The sequence below is a fragment of the Variovorax sp. dw_308 genome (assembly GCF_019207085.1).
In the GTDB taxonomy this organism is placed as follows: domain Bacteria; phylum Pseudomonadota; class Gammaproteobacteria; order Burkholderiales; family Burkholderiaceae_C; genus Variovorax.
In genome coordinates this window covers 1-18,725 of the sequence record NZ_JAATOM010000014.1, presented here as the reverse complement: position 1 = coordinate 18,725, position 18,725 = coordinate 1, and the positions used below count along the sequence as shown (strand labels likewise).

Below are 18,725 nucleotides of genomic sequence, written 5' to 3'. Positions count from 1 at the left end.
AGCGTGGGGGTCGAAATGAGCGCTGTGTGGGAAGCCATCGAGCACGATGTACGGCGTGTGCTCGGCGCCATCGAATGCGTCGATGGCAGCACGGGTGCACGCATCGGCAATCCGTTGCAGTTGCAGGCGCCGGACGCGCGCTTCGTGCGCAACGTCAGCGGCTTGTACGCGCTGGTCTCGTGGACGCCCCTGGCGGCGCATGCCGATACCTTCGCGACCCCACCGGCCACGCCCGCCATCGGCAGCCAGGTGCTTGACGTTCGCATCACCGACCCGTCCGGCCTCTACGTGCCGCGCGACGCCCGCATGCTGCTGCCGCGCGACCCGGACCCGGCCAGTGCCGCGCTGCCCGGCTCGCTGTTCCGGCCGCAGCGCGTGCCCCTGATGCGCAGCGCGATGGCGCCGCTGGGCCACAACTGGTCGACGCTGTTCGTCAACGTGAGCGCAGCCAACGGAGACGCGCTGGGCGGCGCGCTCATCGACGTGTTCGATGCCGGCGCGCAATTGCTCGCACGCGGCGTCAGCGACTGGCGTGGCGAATGCGTGCTGCCGGTGGTCGGCATCCCGGTCACCACCTGGGGCGATGGCGAGGACGCCGTCGTCGTCGACCGTGTCCCGGCAACGGTGCGGGCGCGCTGGCCCGGCACGGTCGGCACGCGTGTCGCGCAGGACCTTGTCGCCGCGGGCCGGCCGCCCGCGCGGCTGCCGATCATCGATCCCGACAACCTGCCGGCCGTGCCCGCGCCGGTCGCTGCCGCCCCCATCGACATCCAGCTGACGGCAGGCCGCGCGCAATCCCTGCGCGTGGTACTCGCCGTGCCGTGATGCCCCCGCCCACCCTCCCGTTTCCTCCACCCACCGCCCCGTCCAAAGGAGCCCCCCATGCCTGAATACCTTGCCCCCGGCGTCTACGTCGAAGAGACCAGTTTCCGTGCCAAGTCCGTCGAGGGCGTGGGCACCAGCACCACGGCTTTCGTCGGCCCCGCACGACGCGGGCCGGTGGGCGTGGCCTCGGAACTGCTGACCAGCCTGACCGACTTCGAACGCGTCTACGGCAGCTTCGAGAACCTGGCGTTCAGCGACGTGACCGATGCACGGCACCAGCTCAATTTCCTGGCGCATGCGGTTCATGGCTACTTCGACAACGGCGGCTCGCGCCTGTACGTGGTGCGCACTGCGGCAGCGGGCGGGGGCGTGGCGACTGCCGCGATCGGGAACGGCGCGGGCGCCGAGGCCATTGCCGCCTTTGCCCGTTCGCCTGGCGCCACCGGCAACGGACGGCTGGTGTTCCGCGAAACGACGCGGCCCGCCACGGCGCGCACGCTCGCCACCGCGCCGGTCGGCAGCCTGGTGCGCGTGACGACGGGGACCGTGGCCGCGCCGGTCTTCACCTTGTTCACCAAGACGACGGCCACCGCGTGGGCCGACGCCGCCGCCGCTGCCCTGACGATCGACGACAGCATCGTCGCGCAACTCGTGACCTTGTCGGTCGAGTTCACCGACGCCGACGGCTACGGCCAGGTCTTCGATGACATCGGCCTGGGCAGCGCGCATCCACGCTTCATCGGCACGGTGCTGGCGCAGACCCCAGGCAACCGCGCCGACGACTTGCAGAACCTGGTGTGGGTGCAGGTCGGCAGCGGCGTCAGCGCCTTTGAATTGCAGGCCGCCATCGCAGGACTGGACGCGGTGCCGGGCGACACCGAAGGCAGGCGCCAGGTGATGCTTGCCACCGGCACCGATGGCGCCGCGCCCGGCGTTGGCAACGAGACCACCGTCGGCAGCTATGCGCATGCCCTGGCGCAACTGATCGGGCTCGAGGACGTGTCCATCGTCGCGGCGCCCGGCAGCAGCGTGTATGCCGATGCGCAGGCGATCCAGAACGCGCTCATCTCGCATGCCGAGCACCGGCGCGCCTACCGCATCGCCGTCCTCGACACGCCGCGCGCCCAGACGCCCGGCCAGGTGCGCGACCTGCGCGGCCGCGTCGATTCGACACGCGCGGCGCTCTACTACCCATGGGTCATCGCCGCCAACCCGCTGGCACGCCCGGGCCGCGACGACATCCCGCGCGAGATCGCGCTGCCGCCCTCGGGCTTCGTCACCGGCATCTATGCGCGCAACGACATCGAGCGCGGCGTGTACAAGGCGCCGGCCAACGAAGTGGTGCGCGGGGCGCTGCGCTTCGAGACGGACATCAACTTCGCGCAACAGGAGGCGCTGAACCCGCTTGGCATCAACTGCCTGCGCTACCTCTCGGGCCGCGGCTATCGCGTCTGGGGCGCGCGGCTCGTGTCGAGCGACCCCGAGTGGAAATACGTGAGCGACCGGCGCTACTTCAACTACCTCGAAGCCTCGATCGACCGCGGCACGCAGTGGTCGGTGTTCGAGCCCAACGGCGAGCGCCTGTGGGCGAATGTGCGGCAGACCATCAGCGACTTCCTCTACAACGAATGGCGCGGCGGCGCATTGCTGGGCAGCACCGTCGAGGAGGCCTTCTTCGTGCGCTGCGACCGCGGCACCATGACGCAGAACGACCTCGACAACGGTCGGCTCATCTGCCTGATCGGCGTGGCCATCATCAAGCCGGCCGAGTTCGTGATCTTCCGCATCGGCCAGAAGACGGCTGACGCACGCGGCTAATTCCATCCCCCAGGAACACAGGAGCTTGCAGCCATGGCAAACCGCAACACGCCCTACGGCGCTTTCAATTTCACCGTCAACTTCGACGGCGGCGAGGTCTTCGGAGGCTTCTCCGACGTATCGGGCCTCGGCACCGAGGTCACCGTCGCCGAATACCGCAACGGCAACGAGCGCGAGAACCACGTGCGCAAGGTGGCCGGCGTGCACAAGGTCAGCGACGTGACGCTCAAGCGCGGCGTCATCAACTCCAAGACCTTGTTCGACTGGATCAAGCAGACCCGCGTGGCCGGCCCGGATGCGCAACGCAAGAGCGTGACCATCAAGCTGCTGGACGAAGCGCAGCAGCCGGTGCAGCAATGGGTGCTGAGCAACGTGATCCCGATGAAGTACACCGGGCCGACGCTGGCTGGCAAGGGCGGCGGCGACCTGGCGCTCGAAGAGATCGTGCTCAGTGCCGAAGGCCTGACCATCGAAGCCTGACGAGGACGAGGCCCTACATGCCGCTGGTGTTCGCCCCCGCCGAGATCCCGGCCACCGTCGTGACCGAGCGCACCGATGTCGCCTGCTTCATCGGCTTCGTGCATCGGCGCGCGGGCACCGCGTTGTCGGCGGCGCAGCGGGCCGACCTGCGCGATGCCGGCTGGATCGACGGGCCGTGGGCGCTGCCGGCGGATCGGCTCGATGCGCTGGAACAGGTGCCCGTCGCTGTGGAGAGCTGGTCGGAGTTCGACCGCCTGTTCGACAGCGTGGCGCGGCCGGTGAGCGTCGAGGCCGGCCAGCGTTGCGCGGCAATGCTGGGCGCCGCGGTGCGCAGCTTCTTCATCGCGGGTGGACGGCGGGCCATCATCGTGCGGGTCGGCGATCCGTGGCCGGTGTTGGAGCCCGCGCCGCGCGATGCCGCCGAGACCATTGCGCGCGTTGCGCTCGTGCGGGCACGCCTTGCCGCCTTGCTGCCGCAGCGCACGGTCGATCGCTTCGACCCCGCTGCGTGGCAGGGCCTGGAGCACCTGATCGGCCTGGAGCAGGTCGCGCTGCTGTGCCTGCCCGACCTCCCTGCGCTGAATGCGTCGACGACACCCGCGCCGGACGGCGAGCGGCCGATCGTCACGTCGCCGGAAGTGTTCGTCGAATGCAGCGCCAACGATGTCGGTCCGGTGGTAGACCCGGGCTTGCGCCGCATCGCTGCGCCCCGGCTCGACGTGGCCGGCGCCGCAGCGTGGGCCCAGGCGGTCGGCCGGGTGCGGGACTTCCTGCTGCGCTACCGGCGCGACTGCGGCTTCGTCGCCGCCCTGCCCTTGTTCGAAGGCAGCACGGGATGGCAACGCCACCATGTCACCGACCCGCTCGGTGCGCTGTTGGAGGCCACGCTGCTGCTCGCGTCTGGAGTCGAACCGGCGCGAGCCAGCAGCGCCTTCGTGCAACTCGCCACGCCCTGGCTGGAAAGCCCCGCGAGCCAGGACATGCCGCAGGCGCTGATGCCGCCCGATGGCTTGCTGGCCGGCACGCTGGCGCGCAATGCCCTGACGCGGGGCACCTTCCGCAGCGCGGCCGGCACGCGTCGGCCGGAAATCATTCGCGGAGAGCCCACTTCCGCGACCAGCCTGGTGCCGGAACATCCATGGTCCCGGCTGGCCGAGCGCGTGTGCGTCTTCGCACCGGGACCGGATGGCTGGGCGCTGCAGTCCGATGTCACGGGTTCGCCGGCGCCGGCCTGGCGTGGCGGCCAGGCTTCGCGGCTGGTGGCCAGCGTCTTGCGCTCGGCGCGCGCGCTGGGCCAGGCCCATGCGTTCGGACTAAACGGACCGGCCCTGTGGCGCCAGGCCCGCCTCTCGCTCGAACAACTGCTGATGGGCTACTGGCGTGCCGGCGGGCTCGGAGGCGATACGCCGGATCAGGCCTTCGAAGTGCGATGCGACCGCACGACGATGACGCAATCCGACCTCGATGCCGGCCGGCTCATCGTCGAAGTCGTGCTGCTGCCCGCCGCCTCGGTCGAGCGCATCACGGTCAGCTTCTCGCTGCTCGCGGCACAGCATGCCGAAGGCAGTGAAGCAGTGCTCGGGGAGGCGGTCGCCTGACCGAAGACACACCATGGCCGACGCACAAGACCTCCAGGAAAACCTGCTGCAGCCGCTGCAGATGTTCCGCTTCCACGTCACGTTCAAGCGAGCCGTGATCCCGGGCGGCGTGGGGCAGCCGGGGGCGGAGATCAACCTCTGCTCGGGCGCCTTCGCGGAATGTTCCGGGCTCGAAGCCACGATGGAGCCGAAGGTGATCAAGTCCGGCGGCGCCAACTACGGTGCGGCGCAGCGCGTCGGGCCGGTGAGCTTCTCGACGGTGATCCTCAAGCGCGGCGTGACCAGCACCCGCCACGCGTGGGAGTGGTTCGCGCTGGTGGCCGGCGGCGCCAGTGCCTATCGGCTGGATGTCTCGATCGCGGTACAGGACGCGGCCGGCAACACCGCGATGACGTGGCGGCTCGCGCGGGCCCTGCCGGTCAAGTTCAAGGCCGCCGACCTCAACGCGCGCACCGCAGAGATCGGCATCGAAGAGCTGCACCTGGCCCATGAAGGCCTGCAGCTGGAGGCACCGTGATGGCTCTGCAACCCGACATTCGCGCGGTCACCCTCGCCCACTTCAAGATCGATGGTGGCGATGACATCACGGTGCACTTCAACCCGGCGTCGCTGCAGTACAGCGTGTCGAACACGATGGGCGAGGCCAAGGGGCCGAACAAGAAGCAGTACGTCGCCAACAGCAGCGCCAAGCTGACGATGGACCTGGTGTTCGACACCACGCACAACGGCCACGACGTGCGCGAACTCAGCGACCGCATGGCGAAGCTCATGAAGCCCGACGGGCCGAAGGGCAAGCAGGTGCCGCCACAGGTGACCTTCGAATGGGGCACCTACAAGTTCACCGGCATGGTGGAGCAGTACAAGGAAACGCTCGACTACTTCTCACCCGAAGGCGTGCCGCTGCGCTGCGGCATCAACCTGACGCTGGCGAGCCAGGACAAGGTCTTCGCGGACAAGGAGCATGCGCCGGCCGCGTCGGTGGACGCCGCGCCGACCAACGCGCCGCCGGTGATGGTGCCGGCGGGCAACAGCCCCGGATCCCCGAACCCCGCCAGCGTGGCCAACCAGCTCGGGCAGCCGCGCGCGGCGCGGGACATCGCAAGCGCCAACGGCAGTGCAAGCCTGCGCTTCGCGGATGGCGGGACGCTGGCGGTGGGCGGCGCCGGGGTCACGTTGAATGCGGCGGCGGCGTTTTCGACGGGGGCTTCGGCGAGCGCCGGATTCGGTTTCGGGGTGGGCGCGGGGGCAAGTGCGGGTGCGGGCGCGGGATTCAGTCTCAGCGCCGGAGCCGGTGCCGGTGCCGGTCTGGGCGCGAGCGCCGGCGCCGGGTTCAGTTTCGGCGCCTCCGCCGGAGCCAGCGCGGGCGCCACGGCCGGCACCAGCCTTTCGCTTGGCACGGCCGCCAGCGGCGCCTTCGCCGGACTGCGCGTCGATGTCCCGCCCGCGCCGTCGCTGTCGCTCAACGGCAGTGGCGCCGTATTGAACCTCACCGCAGGTGGCTCGGCCAGAGGACTGTCCGCAGGCATCTCGGCCGGCGCATCCATCGGCGTCGGCGGCCAGGCCCAGGCCGGCGGGGGCGCGGGCCTCACGGCGCAAGTCGACATTCCATCGGGGCTGCGCGCCTCGATCAACTTCGAGGGTTGAACACCATGGCCATCGTTTTCGAAGACGTCACCGCGGAAATCGCACCGCCATCCGCGCCCGCCGAGACCGCGCCCACACAGCAGGCGCAAGCGAGCCACGACCCACTTGAAACGATGCGCCACGCACTCGCGCTGATGGCCGAGCGCCAGGCCCGCCTGCACGCCGATTGAGGAGCCCGTCACCATGTCCGAGACATCCGTCAGCCAGGCCGCCATCTACCGCGCGCGGCCGACCTTGCGCTTCGATGGGCAGGAAGACGAGCGCGCCGCCGAGTTGATCCAGTCGATGCGCATGCATGAGCAGGAAAGCGGCCTGAGCGGCATGGAGCTGCGCTTCTCGAACTGGGCCAGCACGCCGGATGGCAGCGCGAGCCTGGCCTTTCCTTCGGGTTCGAAGCTGGCGCTGGGCGCCTCCTTGATCGTGTACCTCGGCGAAGAGGCCAGCCCCTGCGAGATCTTCCGCGGCCGCATCACCGCGCTGGAACTCGAATACGCGACCGGCGACCCACCGACCATCGTCGCGCTGGCCGAAGACGCCTTGCAGGGCGCCCGCCTCGCCCGCCGCAGCCGCACCTGGACCGATGCCACGCCGGCCGACGTGGTCAAGGCCATTGCCAGCGACCTGGGCCTGCGCCCGGTGATCGCCGGCCTGACATCACCGAGCGGCACCTGGGCCCAGCTGGCCGAGAGCGACCTCGCCTTCCTGCGCCGCCTGCTGGAGCGCTTCGACGCCGATCTGCAGATCGTCGGCGAGGAGCTGCAGGTCTCGCCACGCGAGGACGTGAAGCGCAATGCCATCGAACTGCAAATGCATGGCCAGCTCGGCCGCGCCAGGGTGCGGGCCGACCTGGCCGACCAGGCCACCAGCGTCAGCGTGCGTGGCTGGGACGCCGGGCAAGGCAGCGTCGCCGAGTCCACCGCGGAAAGCGGCGCGCATCTCGGCCCGGGCGCCGGCAAGACCGGCGCGCAACTGCTGAAGGACGCCTTCGGCGCACGCCATGAACGCGTCGCGCAGGTCAGCGTCGCCACCAGCGAGGAAGCCACCGTCGTCGCGCAGACCGCCTTCGACCAGCGCGCCCGCCGCTTCGTGAAAGTCGACGGCACGACGGAAGGCAACCCCAAGTTGCGCGTCGGCAGCCACGTCACGCTGACGGGCCTGGACACCCGCTTCGACAACACCTACTACGTCACGCAGGCCTGCCACCTGTTCGACCTGCAGCACGGCTATCGCACCGAATTCAGCGCCGAGTGCGCGTACCTCGGCACCTGAGATGAACATGCGCCATTCCACCTTCGACCGCCCCGCCGCGCTCTACCAGGGTGCGCACCTGGCCCGCGTGGTGTCGCTCGACGATCCCGACAGCGCCAACCGCGTGCAGGTCCGCCTGTTCGCCTTCGACGGCGCCGACAACGACGCGCCGCTGTGGGCGCGCGTGGTGTCGGCCTTTGCCGGCAGCGACCGCGGCGCCTTCTTCATTCCGGACGTGGACGATGAAGTGCTGGTCGTCTTCGCCGGCGGCGACACGCGCTTTCCGCTGGTCGTGGGCGGGCTCTGGAACGGCGCCTCGGCCGCGCCTGCGTCGATCGACAGCGGCGGCCGCAACGTCACCAAGTGCATCGCGTCGAAGAACGGCATCCGCATCACCCTCACCGATGAAAGTGGGCAGGAGACGCTGAAGCTGGAAACCCCCGGCGGCCAGACCGTCACGCTGAAGGACGGCCCCGGTGCGCTGACGCTGGAGGATTCCAACGGCAACTCCGTCAAGCTCGAAACCGCGGGCATCACCGTGACCGCGTCGGCCAAGGTCACGGTGCAGGCCTCGCAGGTGGCCGTGAGCGCCGCCATGGTCACGGTGGACGCAGGCATGTCGACCTTCAGCGGCGTCGTCAAGTGCGACACGCTGATCAGCAACACGGTGATCTCCACCGCCTATACGCCCGGCGCGGGCAACATCTGGTAGGCCCGGCATGGCACAAGCTCTTCAACGGCAACAGCCGCCCCAACAGCAGCACCATCCGGTACTGGTCGGCGCGCCGCGCAACCTGCAACCGCCACCGGTCCCCGGCCGGGGCAGCGCGCCTTTCCTGCTGCAACGCAGCGACGACGACTTCCTCGCCAGCACCTTCGCGCAACTGCGCGATGCCGATGCCCATGCCACGCTGCGCAGCCTCGTCGCGGCGCAGCGCAACAAGTCGGGCGTCCTCAAGCTGTTCCAGCCGGTGCAGCGGCAGTTCCACCTGGCCCTGATCGAAGCCTGGTGCGACACGCCCGGCCTGCCGCGGCTGGACCCGAAGCGCATCGCCTCGGCCGGCTTCGTCGTGCGGCGGCTGCGCAGCGACGCGCACGGCGCCTGGATCGAAGGCTGGATGTCGCGGCGCGGCGTGCTGCAAGGCTGGGCGCGGGTCGAACGCCTCGGCCCTGCGGGTGCGGACCCCGACATGCAACGCCGCCTGCCCGCGCCGCGCCTGGGCGCCGCGCTCGACCGCGCCTTCACGCAGCTCGCCCTCGAACCGGCCGACGCGTGGCTGGAGGAAAAGACCCACCCGCTGTTCCTCGCGCCACCGGATGTCTGCGCCGCCGCGGCCAAGACGCTCTACTGCGGCATCGTGCCGACCAGCAGTGGCGAGCTGGCTGCAACGCCAGCGCCAGAAAGCGAGACCTTCGGCGACAGCTTCGGCGCCGACTCGGCCGACTTCATCAACCACCTCGTCGAGCCCTTGCGCGGCGACGGAATGGACTTCCCGTTCGCCGGCAACGCGCTCAAGACAGCCTGGGTCGACGCGCTCGGCGAGCCCGGTGGCATCCAGCCGCCAGGCATCAGCAACGCGGACTGGGCCGTGCTCAACGCCAACCCCGGCAACCTCGCGATGAAGCGCTTCGTGACGCTGCTGCGCCAGTTGGCCAGCGAATTCGATGCGTTCGGCACCAGCCCGGCCAGCGCGGCCGTCTATGCGCGGCTTCAAGTCATCCAGTTGCCCTTGAAGCGCCGGGACGGCGAGACCACGGACCACTTCGTCGACGCCGGCAGCTTCCTGCGCGCCGCAGTCCGCCTGGTGATCGAACGCGACCCCGGCGCACCGGCGCCCGAAATGCCACGGGCCTGGCCCGCGCTGTCCGACGCCGACAAGCGCGCCTTGCGCTCCTGCCTGTCCTCCGCCATGCGCGCCCGCTTCGCCACCGTCAAGGGCGCGCCGGGCCGCTACGACGAGCCGGGCGCGAAGTACATCTTGCTTGCCTTCGTCCGCCTCAAGCCAGAGGGAACGTGCCCCGCCCGCACCGTCTGGGCCGAGCCCAGCGAAGCCTTCGTCATCGCCCCGTGGTACGAAGGCGCAGGCGCCCCGCCGGTGCAGATCGCCATGCCGGACCCGACCGATCGCGGCTTCCTCGCCGGCCTCAAGCCGAATGTCTCCTTCGTCGTGCCGCCCTCGCTGCAGAACCTGATGTCGGGCAACCCGAAGGACATGCTGGACGGCAAGGGCTCGACCGGCAACCTCACGCTCGGCTGGATCTGCAGCTTCAACATCCCGATCATCACGATCTGCGCGTTCATTTCGCTGAACATCTTCCTGAGCCTGTTCGACCTGTTCTTCCGCTGGATGCTGTTCATCAAGATCTGCATCCCGTTCCCCAAGCGGAGCGACGGCAATGGCTGAGTTCGACCTCCGCCGCCCCGCCATCGGCTGGCCGCTGTTCGCGGTTCCCGATGCGCATGGCCGCCTCGACTGGCCGGTGCTCGAGCGCAGCGTGCGCGACACCTTGCAGGCACTGCTGGCAACCCGCCCCGGCGAGCAACTCATGCGGCCCGACTTCGGCGCCGGCCTGGATCGCCTGCTGCATGAGCCCAACACGCTGGCCACGCGCCGCCGCATCCAGGTGCTGGTGACCGAGGCCGTCACGCGCTGGGAGCCGCGCATCGTGCTCGACCGCGTCGACGTGCTCGAAGTCGACGGCGAACCCACCCAGATCCGCGTCGAGATCGCCTACCGGCTGCAACGCACCGGCGAGGCGGCCACGCTCGCGCTGACCATGACCCAGGAACCACGGTAGACCCACCATGGCAATCACCCCACCCCGCCTCGACGACCGGCGCTTCGACGACCTTGTCGAAGACCTGCTCGCCCGCATCCCGGCCCACACGCCGGAATGGACCAACCCGCGCCTGGGCGATCCCGGCCGCACCATGGTCGAGCTGTTCGCATGGCTCGGCGATGCGCTGCTGTACCGCGCCAACCTCGTGCCGGAGCGGCAGCGGCTGGTGTTCCAGCAGTTGCTCGGTGCGCCGATGCGCGGCGCCCTGCCCGCGCGCGGCATCGTGCAACTGGCCTACGCGCAGCCGCCCAACGACCTGACCGTGCAGACGCTGCAACCCGGCGCCACGCTGAGCGGCCCCGCGCCCTTCGAGACGCTGTCTGAGACCAGCGTGCTGCCCATCGTGGCCGAGGCCTACATCAAGCGGGCGCTGGACGATGGCGAACGCGCCCGCATGGCCGACGTGGTCGCGGGGCTGGCCCGCATCCATCGCGTCAACGGTGCGGCCGAGCCGTATGAAACCCATCGCGTGTTCGATGCCGACCGCGCCGAGCCCGACGGCATCGACGTCTTCGCGAGCAGCATCGACCGGGTGCTGTGGATCGCGCTGCTCGCGCCCACCGCGGCCCGGCCCACCGAACAGGAAAGCACCAACGAATCCGTGCGCAACGCGCTCGGCGGCGCGGCCGGCACGCCGACGCTGCTGTCGCTCGGCGTGGTGCCGACCATCAGCACGCCCGAGCTGTTCGACGAACTCGAGGCACCGGCGCCGCTGCCCGTGCTGTGGGAACTGGCGACGCGCGGCACCGGCACCTTCGGCACCGAATACCTCACGCTCGATCCGCTGCCCGACAGCAACACCACCGCCGGCCTCACCCGCGCGGGCACGCTGAGATTGCCCTTGCCTGGCAAGGATCGCCTGTGGGTGCCGCCCAACGACGTGCTGGCCAATCCGTCCGCCGGTGTCGGCGACACGCCGCCGCGCATCGACGATGCCGACCGCGCCGCCCGCCTGGTCGGCTGGCTGCGCCTGCGCCCGCGGCCCGGTGCGCAGGTCGAGCACCTGGCGCTGTCGTGGATCGGCGCCAATGCGGTCGAAGTGGACCAGCGCACGACCCTGCGCGGCAGCGTGCTCGGCAGTTCCACCGGTGCGGCGGACCAAAGCTTTTCATTGCCGCAAGGATCGGTCGATGCCGACACGCTGGTGATCGAGGTCGAGGAACCTGGCCAGGGCTACCGCACATGGAGCCGCATCGAGGACCTGGCAACCATCGATGCCAATCCCAACGTCGCGCGTGAAGCCGCGGTCTTCGAATTCGATGCCGCCGCCGGCACGCTGCGCTTCGGCGACGGCATCCGTGGCCGCATCCCGGAGCGCCAGATGCGCGTGCGCCTGGCCTTCGGCCGCTTCGGTGGCGGCGTCGTGGCCAACCTGCCGCCGCAATCACTGACCGCCATCAGCGCCACCCGCATCGAAGGCGGCCGATCCTCGCCCCTGAAGGTCCAGCAGCCGCTGCCGATGCAAGGCGGCGTCGATGCCGAGACGATGGCGCAGGCCGAGGCGCGTATTCCCGCGCTGCTGCGCCACCGCGACCGGGCCGTGACCCCGCTCGACTACCAGCGCCTGGCCTTCGAAGTGCCCGGCATCGCCATGGGCCGCGTCGAGGTGATGCCGCGCTTCAAGCCGCGCGACCGGCGCTTCGAAGTGCCCGGCGTGGTCAGCGTGATGGTGCTGCCGGAGCAGCCGATGACGACCGCGCAGGCACCCAACCCGCGTCCTGACAGGCCGTTCCTCGAGCGCACGTACAGCCACCTGGCCGCACGCTCGCCGCTCGCGTCGGAGCTGTACGTGATCGGCTGCGAATACATCCCGCTCGGACTCGCTGTAGGTGTGGTGCTGCGCGACGGTTTCGGCCGCGACGCCGTGCTGCTCGAAGTGCGCCAGGCCCTGAAGCGGCTGCTGTGGCCGCTGCCGCCCGGCGGCGCCGACGGCAAGGGCTGGACGCTGGGCCGCCATGTGCGCGAGCGCGAGCTGGAGGTCGAGGTCTCGCGCGTGGCCGGCGTGCGCGAGGTGTCGGGGCTGAACCTGTTCGGCAAGGGCGTGTCGGAAAGCGGCCCCGCATGGACGCTGCTGCCGCGCAACCAGCCGGACGGCACGCGCAGCCTCGAACTGGCGCGCTGGCAGTTGCCCGAATTGCTCGGTGTGATCGTCGTCGATGGGGACACGGCCGTGCCCACCTCGCTGGCCGCGCTGCCCAACCCCTTCGCCAAGGCCAACCAGGTCGCGGTGCCCGTCGTGCCGGAACTCTGCTGAACCGCCATGGACGCCAACGGCCTGCGCTTCTTCCTGCTGGCGAATGCCGGTCACTGGCGCAGCCATGACCACACGCGCTACGACAGCGGCTGCCGGGCCCTGCGGCTGGCCAGCGAGCGCGAGGTGGTCTCGCCGATCGATGCCGCCGCGGAGGCCGTGGCGCTGGCCGCGCTGGACGTGGTGCCGCGCGCGGTCGACAGCTTCGGCTCCGTCGCGCGATGGGATGGCGAGGCCATGGCGGTGGTCGTGCACACCGGCCATCTCCCCGGCGACGCGATCACGCTGCCGCTGGACGTCGCACCGACCGACATCTGCGTCGGCACCGATGGCGTGCTGTACGCCGCCTTGCCGGACGCCGTGCTGATGCACGACCTGCGCGGCCGCTTCGCCACGACACGCGTCCCGACGGAGGGCTTCGTGCCCTGGCGCCTCGCGGCCCACGCGGACGGCGGCGTGCTGCTGATGGAGCGCACCAGCGGACGGCTGGCGCGGCTCGAAGGCCGGCCGCTTTCGCTGCAGACGCCGGCACGCGACGAATACGCGCCGCAGGTCTTCCGCCCCGAGCTGGAGAACTGCTTCCCGCCCACCTTGCGCCGGCTGACGCAAATCAGTTGGCCCGCCGACGAACAGCCGATCGCCCTGGCCGCGTACCCCGGCCCCGCGTTGCGCCTGCTCAGTTGGGGGCCGGATGGTGCGGCACGGCTGCGCAGCATCGACGCCACCAGCGGCACCCTCACGCCCGCCGTGCCCCTCGCAGGTGGCCGCTATGCCTACAGCCTGGCCTGGCTCGCGAACGGCGCCATCGCCGTGCGGCTGCCCGGCCGCACCGACGCGCTCTCGTTCGACGACGGCGGCATCGTGCTCGGTGAGGTCTTCCCGTTGGCCACCGGCGCCGTCGAGGCCTCCTTCGCCCATACGCTGGAAATGCCACCGCGCTACCCGTTGAACGACGACGAGGCCGAGCCCTTGCTGCCGCTCTCGCTCGTCAACACCGCGCGCCAAGGCGAGGCCACGAACTGGGCCGACACCGCCGATGGCCTCGCGGCCCAATGGCTCGACAGCGGCCAGCCCGACACCGTCTGGCACCGCCTGATGGCCGAGGCCTCGATCCCGGCCGGCACCGGCTTCATCGTCTGGCTCGCGGCCACGGCCGATCCCGCGCCGCCGCCGCTGGACGATGCAGGCGCTTGGCAGCCGCACGGCTTTGGCCGCGACATCGCCGCGCTCGCGCCGGACACGATGGCCGGCCCGGTGCCGCGCGCCGCATGGGACCGCGCGCCGTCCGAGTTGCCCGGCCACCCCGGGCTGGCATCCTGGACCGCCGAGCGCGACCGGCGCGGCCTGTTCGGCGTGCTGATCCAGGACGCGACACGGCGGGTGCGCCGCTTGGTCGGACGCTACCTGTGGGTGCGCTGCACGTTGCTCGGCGACGGCCGCGCCACGCCCGAGATCCTCGCGCTGCGCGCCTGGGCCGGCCGCTTTGACTACGTCGACCACTACCTGCCGCGCTTCCTGCGCGAGACGCAGTTCGGCGCCGATGCGCAAGCCGCCGGTGAGCGGCTCGCGACCTTGCCGGCGAGCGCGATCGCGTCGCTCGATGCGGGCGGCGCCGCGGCAGCCGCGGTCGTCCAGGCGCTGCAACAGCAACTCCCCGACATCTCCGGCGCGCTGGCCGCCACGCCCATCGAGCCGCAGCAGCGCTGGCGCCTGTTCGACAGTTCGCGCCAGGCCACTTGGCACCTGGTGCGCGACCCGCTGGGCGCACGCGACATCGGCGTCTACAGGCCGAAGGCGACCCCATCCGACTTCCTCTCGCGCATGGTCGCCAACTACGAGGGCGTGCTGACCACGCTGGAAGACCGCGTCGCCAGCGCCCATGTGCTGACCCATCCGGCCACCGTGCCCGAGCCGCAACTCGACTGGCTCGGCGCCTGGGTCGGCGTGGCCTTCGATGCCGCCCTGCCCGCCAACCGCCGCCGTGCATGGCTGCGCGAAGCCCCGCGGCTGGCGCGCTGGCACGGCACGCGGCGCGGCCTGTCGTTCGCGCTCGACGTGGCCAGCGGCGGTGGCGTGAGCGGCGGCGAGATCGTCGTGATCGAGGACTTCCGCCTGCGCCGCCTGCTGGCCACGCTGCTGGGCGTCGACCTCGTGGACGAAGACGATCCGCTGCTGCCGGGCCTTGGCCACAGCGGCAATTCCATCGTCGGCGACACGCTGTTCCTCGCCGACCAGCAGCAGGCCGAGCTGATGGCGCTGTTCCGCGACGACCAGGCCACCGACGCCGAGAACGACGCGGTGCGCGCCTTCTACGGCCGCCTGGCCCACCGCGCCACGGTGTTCGTGCACCAGGAAGTCGAGCCGCAGGACCTCGGCTTGATCCGCCGCATCGTCGAACTCGAAGCACCGGCGCACGTCGACGTGCGCGTGGTGACGGCGTCGAAGCCGCTGCTGGTCGGCGTCTCCAGCCTGGTCGCCGTGGACACCTACCTCGCGCCGCCCGCGGCGCCGCAGCCGGTGCGCGTGCAGCGCAGCGTGCTCGGCATGGGCGACCTGGTGCGCCAGTCGCCCGCACTCGACCCGCGCGTCGGCGGCAGCACCGCGCCCATCTTGAACCAGGAGCCATGACCATGACCGTGCAAAGCCGCGACCCCAGCGCCGATCCGCTGTACGCCCGCCCGCTGCCCGAGCGACCTTCCTATGCCACCGGCATGATGCTCGCCGCAGACGATTTCAGCGACGAACAGACCTACCACCGCGGCCGGCTCGCGCGCGCCCTGGCGCAGTTGTCCGGCAACGGCACCCTGGCCGGGCTGCGCGTGCACTACGAGCCGGAAGTCATCGGCGGCAATGCGCCGCATCCGGAGGAAATCGTCGTCGACCCCGGCGTGGCGGTCGACCGGCTCGGCCGGCTCATCGAGGTGCCGCGACCTGCCTGCCTGCGCCTCGTGCCGTGGTTCACGCAGCAGTCCGCGACGCAGGGCGGCGGCGCGATGCGGCTGGCCAGCTACGACAACCTGGCGCGCTTTGCCAGCCTGCGCCGCCAGGCCGACGCGACGCCCCTGCCCGCCGCCGCCGTCGTCGCCGATGTCTACCTGCGCTTCATCGCCTGCGCGCATGGCTACACGCCGAGCTTTGCGTCCGGGCCGTACGACGCGCTGGACGCCGTCTCGGTGTCGCGCCTGCGCGATGCCTACGAGGTGGTGGTGACCTTGCGCGCCGGACTCTCCGACACCAACGCCGGCCTGCCCTTGCAAGGCGCCGATCTCAGCGGCCAGGCGCCGGCCGATCGCCGTGCCGCGACGCAGGACGCCGTGCTCGCCGCCTACCCCGCGACCGGCCGCTCCGGCAGCACCGACCCGCTCGACGCCCTGCCCGAGCATCCGCTGGTGTTCGACCACAGCGCGGTGTTCCTCGCGCGCCTTTTCATCCCGGTGCAGGCGCTGGTCGCCACCGGTGCGCCGCTGCGCAGTGCGGAGGCGCCGCAAGTCGACAACTTCGGCCGCCGCTTCCTGCCGGCGGTCAACCTGCTGGCCAACGCCATCGGCCTCTAAGGACTCACCATGCCCTTCCCCAACCTCACCCAGGGCGCCGCGCGCGAACTCGTGGCCCGCTCCGATGTGCAACGCCTGCGCACGGCCGGCGTACTGGTCGAAGACCCGCGGCGCGAGCGCCCGCGCTGGTTCGACGGCCGCTTCCTGGCCGCGCGCGACCTGATCCGCGAGCAGCAATACACGCTGACGCGCGAAGCCGACCTGGGCCGCGCGGCGGGCAGCGGCGTCGCCCAGGGCCTGCGCGTGACCGAAAGCAGCGATTCGCAGTCGCTTCACATCGAAACCGGACACGGCATCACGCCCGCCGGCGAACTGGTGCTGCTGCCGCGCGACCTCGACATCGCGCTGGCCAACATCGCGCAGGCCGAGCAGCTGTCCGCGCGCTTCGGCCTCGGCCGCATCCCCAACCCGCCGATGCGCAGCCGCACCGGGCTGTTCGTGCTGGCGCTGCGTCCGGTCGAATACACCGCCAACCCGATCGGCGCCTACCCGTCGTCGCTGACCGGGCAACGCACCGTCGAGGACGGCGACACCATCGAAGCCACCGCCATCGTGCTGGTGCCCTGGCCCGACGACGGCGCGACCGACGCGCTGGACGCGCGCCGTGGCCGGGTGGCGCGCGACGTGTTCGTGGCCGGTGGCGGCGCGAGCCTGTCGGCCAACGTGCTGCCGCTGGCACTGGTGGCACTGCGCAACAACACGGTCGAATGGGTGGACGAGGCGATGGTGCGGCGCGAACTCGGCGCGGATCGCGGCGACCTGCCGGGGCTGGGCTTTTCGCCACGCGCATTGCGGCTTGCACACCTCATGCAGTACCAGGACCATCTGGCCGCGGTGGTGGAGAACACGCGGGGGCGGACTTTCCCTGCGTCCTCCTGGTTCCCTGCGCTGCCCGGCGCCGGGCCGCTGCCGGCGGGGCTGATCGACATCCGCGACTTCACGCAGGGCTTCTTCCCGGCGGAGATCGAGGTCGACTTCAGCCCGGTGCCGGAAGACGAACTGCCCGCGCTGATCGAGGACGCGCTGCTGCTGCAACCGATCGACCTCCAAGCCTCCGCCGACGCGCTGGATTCCACGGCCGTGCTGATCCTTGCGCCGGTGCCGCGCAATGAATGGCGCGCCGTCAACGCGCGCCTGGCCAGCACCAGCCGTGTCGTCAAGCCGGCGGCGCCGAACCTGATCTCGCAGCGCAAGCCCTTCGAGGTGCTGCAGAAATTGCGGCTGCCGAGCGGTCCGGTCGTGGTGCTCGACCCGACCAGCCCCTCCGACGCCGAATGGCAACGGCTCGCGCGCCTGCCCAACCTGTGGTTCGTGCGGCGCCGCCATCTCGCGGTGCGCGACGACTACACAGGCGCATGGCAGGCCGTGAGCGGCGTGGACGAGCGCACGCTCGACACGTCGCTGCGCACCCGCATGAGCATGCTGGGGCTGAGCGATTCGTTCAACAACCTCGTGTCTCGCTCGTCGCCGGCGGCGGTGGGCACCTTGACTTCGCTGCTGTCGTCGAAGCGACTGGCCGAGTCGCCGGCATTGAGCGCTGCGACCATCGGCGCGCTGACCCAGGCCGCGCGCGATGCCGATGCGGCGGCGCCGGCGACGCAAGCCGGCACGCGGCCCTCGCTGGACCTGGCAACCGTCCTGAAGGTCAGCGCCGATCTCACCGCGCGGGGCGCCGGCCAGGGGCTCGAGCGCGTCGAGAAGGCTGCGCCCGAAGGCCAGTTGCGGCCCGACACGCTGCGCCGCATCGCGACTGGGGTGACGTGGCGCAAGCTCGACCAGAACGCATCCCTGGCGCCGACGCAGGTGGTGGCGGAACTGGCGCGGGTCTTCGATGCGCCGGTGGGTGCGCCTGGGGGGCCGGCGTCGCCGCCTGCGCCGGTTCCGGAGCCCCCCGCGCCGAGCCCTGTGCCGCCCGCGGCACCCGTGCCGACTCCGGCGCCGGTGACGCCTTCGAGCCCAGTGCCGCCGGCTCCGGTGCCAGCTCCAGTGCCAACCCCAGCGCCTGTGCCGCCACCGGCTCCCGTGCCACCACCGGCCCCGGTGCCACCGCCCACGCGCCCGCCGATAACGCCCGCGCCAACGCCAACGCCAACGCCAACGCCGCCGCCCACGCGCCCGCCCGTCGTCACGCCGGTGCCGGGGCCGCGTCCGCCGATCCTGGGGCCCGTCACGCCTGTCCTCCCCGTGACGCCGGTCACTCCTGTCATCACACCCGTCTCGCCCATCGTCTCGCCAGTCATCCGCGGCGCCCCGGTGTCGCCGGTGGTTCGCGCCGCCCGGTCCGTGTCGGCAGAGACGCCGAAGCCCGATCCGGGCGATTCGCCATCACGCAGCGGCCGCAAGGCCAAGCGCAAGGGAGGCTGAGGTGAGCACCATCGTCCCCATCGCCACGCCGCTGCCCGGCGAGCGCGTCATCGCGCTGCAGCCCGGCAACGCGTCCGACGCCGCCACCGACTGGCTGCGCCG

Annotated in this window: 15 protein-coding genes; all 15 read left to right on the top strand. The window is 71.2% G+C overall.

The genetic code is table 11. The annotated features are described in order from the left end of the window. Positions 1 to 15: 15 nt before the first annotated feature. From HCU76_RS23710 to HCU76_RS23640, 15 genes are read left to right on the top strand one after another with little or no spacing between them, the layout of a single operon-like run. On the top strand, positions 16 to 825 hold the full coding sequence (locus HCU76_RS23710) for a hypothetical protein (RefSeq protein ID WP_218510750.1): 810 nt from the start codon (positions 16 to 18) through the stop codon (positions 823 to 825). 57 nt (positions 826 to 882) lie between these two features. After that, positions 883 to 2,643, top strand: coding sequence for a phage tail sheath subtilisin-like domain-containing protein (locus HCU76_RS23705; protein WP_218510749.1), 1,761 nt, complete (start codon positions 883 to 885; stop codon positions 2,641 to 2,643). A 33-nt stretch (positions 2,644 to 2,676) separates the two neighbouring features. Next, a complete protein-coding gene (locus HCU76_RS23700; protein ID WP_213955781.1) occupies positions 2,677 to 3,123 on the top strand; it encodes a phage tail protein in 447 nt (148 codons plus the stop codon). A gap of 17 nt (positions 3,124 to 3,140) precedes the next feature. Beyond that, a complete protein-coding gene (locus tag HCU76_RS23695) occupies positions 3,141 to 4,721 on the top strand; it encodes a phage tail protein (RefSeq protein ID WP_213955780.1) in 1,581 nt (526 codons plus the stop codon). A 13-nt stretch (positions 4,722 to 4,734) separates the two neighbouring features. Continuing rightward, the gene (locus HCU76_RS23690) at positions 4,735 to 5,238 is read left to right on the top strand and encodes a phage tail protein (RefSeq protein ID WP_213955779.1); all 504 of its coding nucleotides are present in this window, start codon (positions 4,735 to 4,737) and stop codon (positions 5,236 to 5,238) included. Beyond that, positions 5,238 to 6,365, top strand: a complete 1,128-nt coding sequence (locus tag HCU76_RS23685; RefSeq protein ID WP_213955778.1) for a hypothetical protein — start codon at positions 5,238 to 5,240, stop codon at positions 6,363 to 6,365. The genes HCU76_RS23690 and HCU76_RS23685 overlap by 1 nt, the downstream gene beginning before the upstream one ends. Positions 6,366 to 6,370: 5 nt before the next feature. Next, positions 6,371 to 6,535 (top strand): hypothetical protein, encoded by a 165-nt coding sequence (locus HCU76_RS23680; protein ID WP_213955777.1) that lies wholly within the window; start codon positions 6,371 to 6,373, stop codon positions 6,533 to 6,535. Between the two features lie 13 nt (positions 6,536 to 6,548). After that, positions 6,549 to 7,634 carry a phage late control D family protein gene (locus tag HCU76_RS23675; RefSeq protein WP_213955776.1) on the top strand — a complete coding sequence of 362 codons (1,086 nt, stop codon included), beginning with the start codon at positions 6,549 to 6,551 and terminating at the stop codon, positions 7,632 to 7,634. A 7-nt stretch (positions 7,635 to 7,641) separates the two neighbouring features. After that, a complete protein-coding gene (locus HCU76_RS23670; protein ID WP_213955775.1) occupies positions 7,642 to 8,325 on the top strand; it encodes a phage baseplate assembly protein V in 684 nt (227 codons plus the stop codon). A 7-nt stretch (positions 8,326 to 8,332) separates the two neighbouring features. After that, complete coding sequence (locus HCU76_RS23665) at positions 8,333 to 10,018, top strand: hypothetical protein (protein WP_213955774.1); 1,686 nt, start codon at positions 8,333 to 8,335, stop codon at positions 10,016 to 10,018. Beyond that, positions 10,011 to 10,412, top strand: coding sequence for a GPW/gp25 family protein (locus tag HCU76_RS23660; protein WP_213955773.1), 402 nt, complete (start codon positions 10,011 to 10,013; stop codon positions 10,410 to 10,412). Before HCU76_RS23665 ends, HCU76_RS23660 begins: the two co-directional genes overlap by 8 nt. 7 nt (positions 10,413 to 10,419) lie before the next feature. Then, a complete protein-coding gene (locus HCU76_RS23655; protein WP_218510748.1) occupies positions 10,420 to 12,708 on the top strand; it encodes a putative baseplate assembly protein in 2,289 nt (762 codons plus the stop codon). A 6-nt stretch (positions 12,709 to 12,714) separates the two neighbouring features. Beyond that, a complete protein-coding gene (locus HCU76_RS23650; protein WP_218510747.1) occupies positions 12,715 to 15,333 on the top strand; it encodes a phage tail protein in 2,619 nt (872 codons plus the stop codon). A gap of 2 nt (positions 15,334 to 15,335) precedes the next feature. Then, positions 15,336 to 16,259, top strand: coding sequence for a hypothetical protein (locus HCU76_RS23645; RefSeq protein WP_213955770.1), 924 nt, complete (start codon positions 15,336 to 15,338; stop codon positions 16,257 to 16,259). A gap of 9 nt (positions 16,260 to 16,268) precedes the next feature. After that, positions 16,269 to 18,623, top strand: a complete 2,355-nt coding sequence (locus HCU76_RS23640; RefSeq protein ID WP_218510746.1) for a hypothetical protein — start codon at positions 16,269 to 16,271, stop codon at positions 18,621 to 18,623. The last annotated feature ends 102 nt before the right edge of the window (positions 18,624 to 18,725 follow it).

Coding starts and splice junctions, on each gene's coding strand:
- HCU76_RS23710 (WP_218510750.1), top strand. CDS start 16: ATGAGCGCTGTGTGGGAAGCCATCGAGCACGATGTACGGCGTGTGCTC.
- HCU76_RS23705 (WP_218510749.1), top strand. CDS start 883: ATGCCTGAATACCTTGCCCCCGGCGTCTACGTCGAAGAGACCAGTTTC.
- HCU76_RS23700 (WP_213955781.1), top strand. CDS start 2,677: ATGGCAAACCGCAACACGCCCTACGGCGCTTTCAATTTCACCGTCAAC.
- HCU76_RS23695 (WP_213955780.1), top strand. CDS start 3,141: ATGCCGCTGGTGTTCGCCCCCGCCGAGATCCCGGCCACCGTCGTGACC.
- HCU76_RS23690 (WP_213955779.1), top strand. CDS start 4,735: ATGGCCGACGCACAAGACCTCCAGGAAAACCTGCTGCAGCCGCTGCAG.
- HCU76_RS23685 (WP_213955778.1), top strand. CDS start 5,238: ATGGCTCTGCAACCCGACATTCGCGCGGTCACCCTCGCCCACTTCAAG.
- HCU76_RS23680 (WP_213955777.1), top strand. CDS start 6,371: ATGGCCATCGTTTTCGAAGACGTCACCGCGGAAATCGCACCGCCATCC.
- HCU76_RS23675 (WP_213955776.1), top strand. CDS start 6,549: ATGTCCGAGACATCCGTCAGCCAGGCCGCCATCTACCGCGCGCGGCCG.
- HCU76_RS23670 (WP_213955775.1), top strand. CDS start 7,642: ATGCGCCATTCCACCTTCGACCGCCCCGCCGCGCTCTACCAGGGTGCG.
- HCU76_RS23665 (WP_213955774.1), top strand. CDS start 8,333: ATGGCACAAGCTCTTCAACGGCAACAGCCGCCCCAACAGCAGCACCAT.
- HCU76_RS23660 (WP_213955773.1), top strand. CDS start 10,011: ATGGCTGAGTTCGACCTCCGCCGCCCCGCCATCGGCTGGCCGCTGTTC.
- HCU76_RS23655 (WP_218510748.1), top strand. CDS start 10,420: ATGGCAATCACCCCACCCCGCCTCGACGACCGGCGCTTCGACGACCTT.
- HCU76_RS23650 (WP_218510747.1), top strand. CDS start 12,715: ATGGACGCCAACGGCCTGCGCTTCTTCCTGCTGGCGAATGCCGGTCAC.
- HCU76_RS23645 (WP_213955770.1), top strand. CDS start 15,336: ATGACCGTGCAAAGCCGCGACCCCAGCGCCGATCCGCTGTACGCCCGC.
- HCU76_RS23640 (WP_218510746.1), top strand. CDS start 16,269: ATGCCCTTCCCCAACCTCACCCAGGGCGCCGCGCGCGAACTCGTGGCC.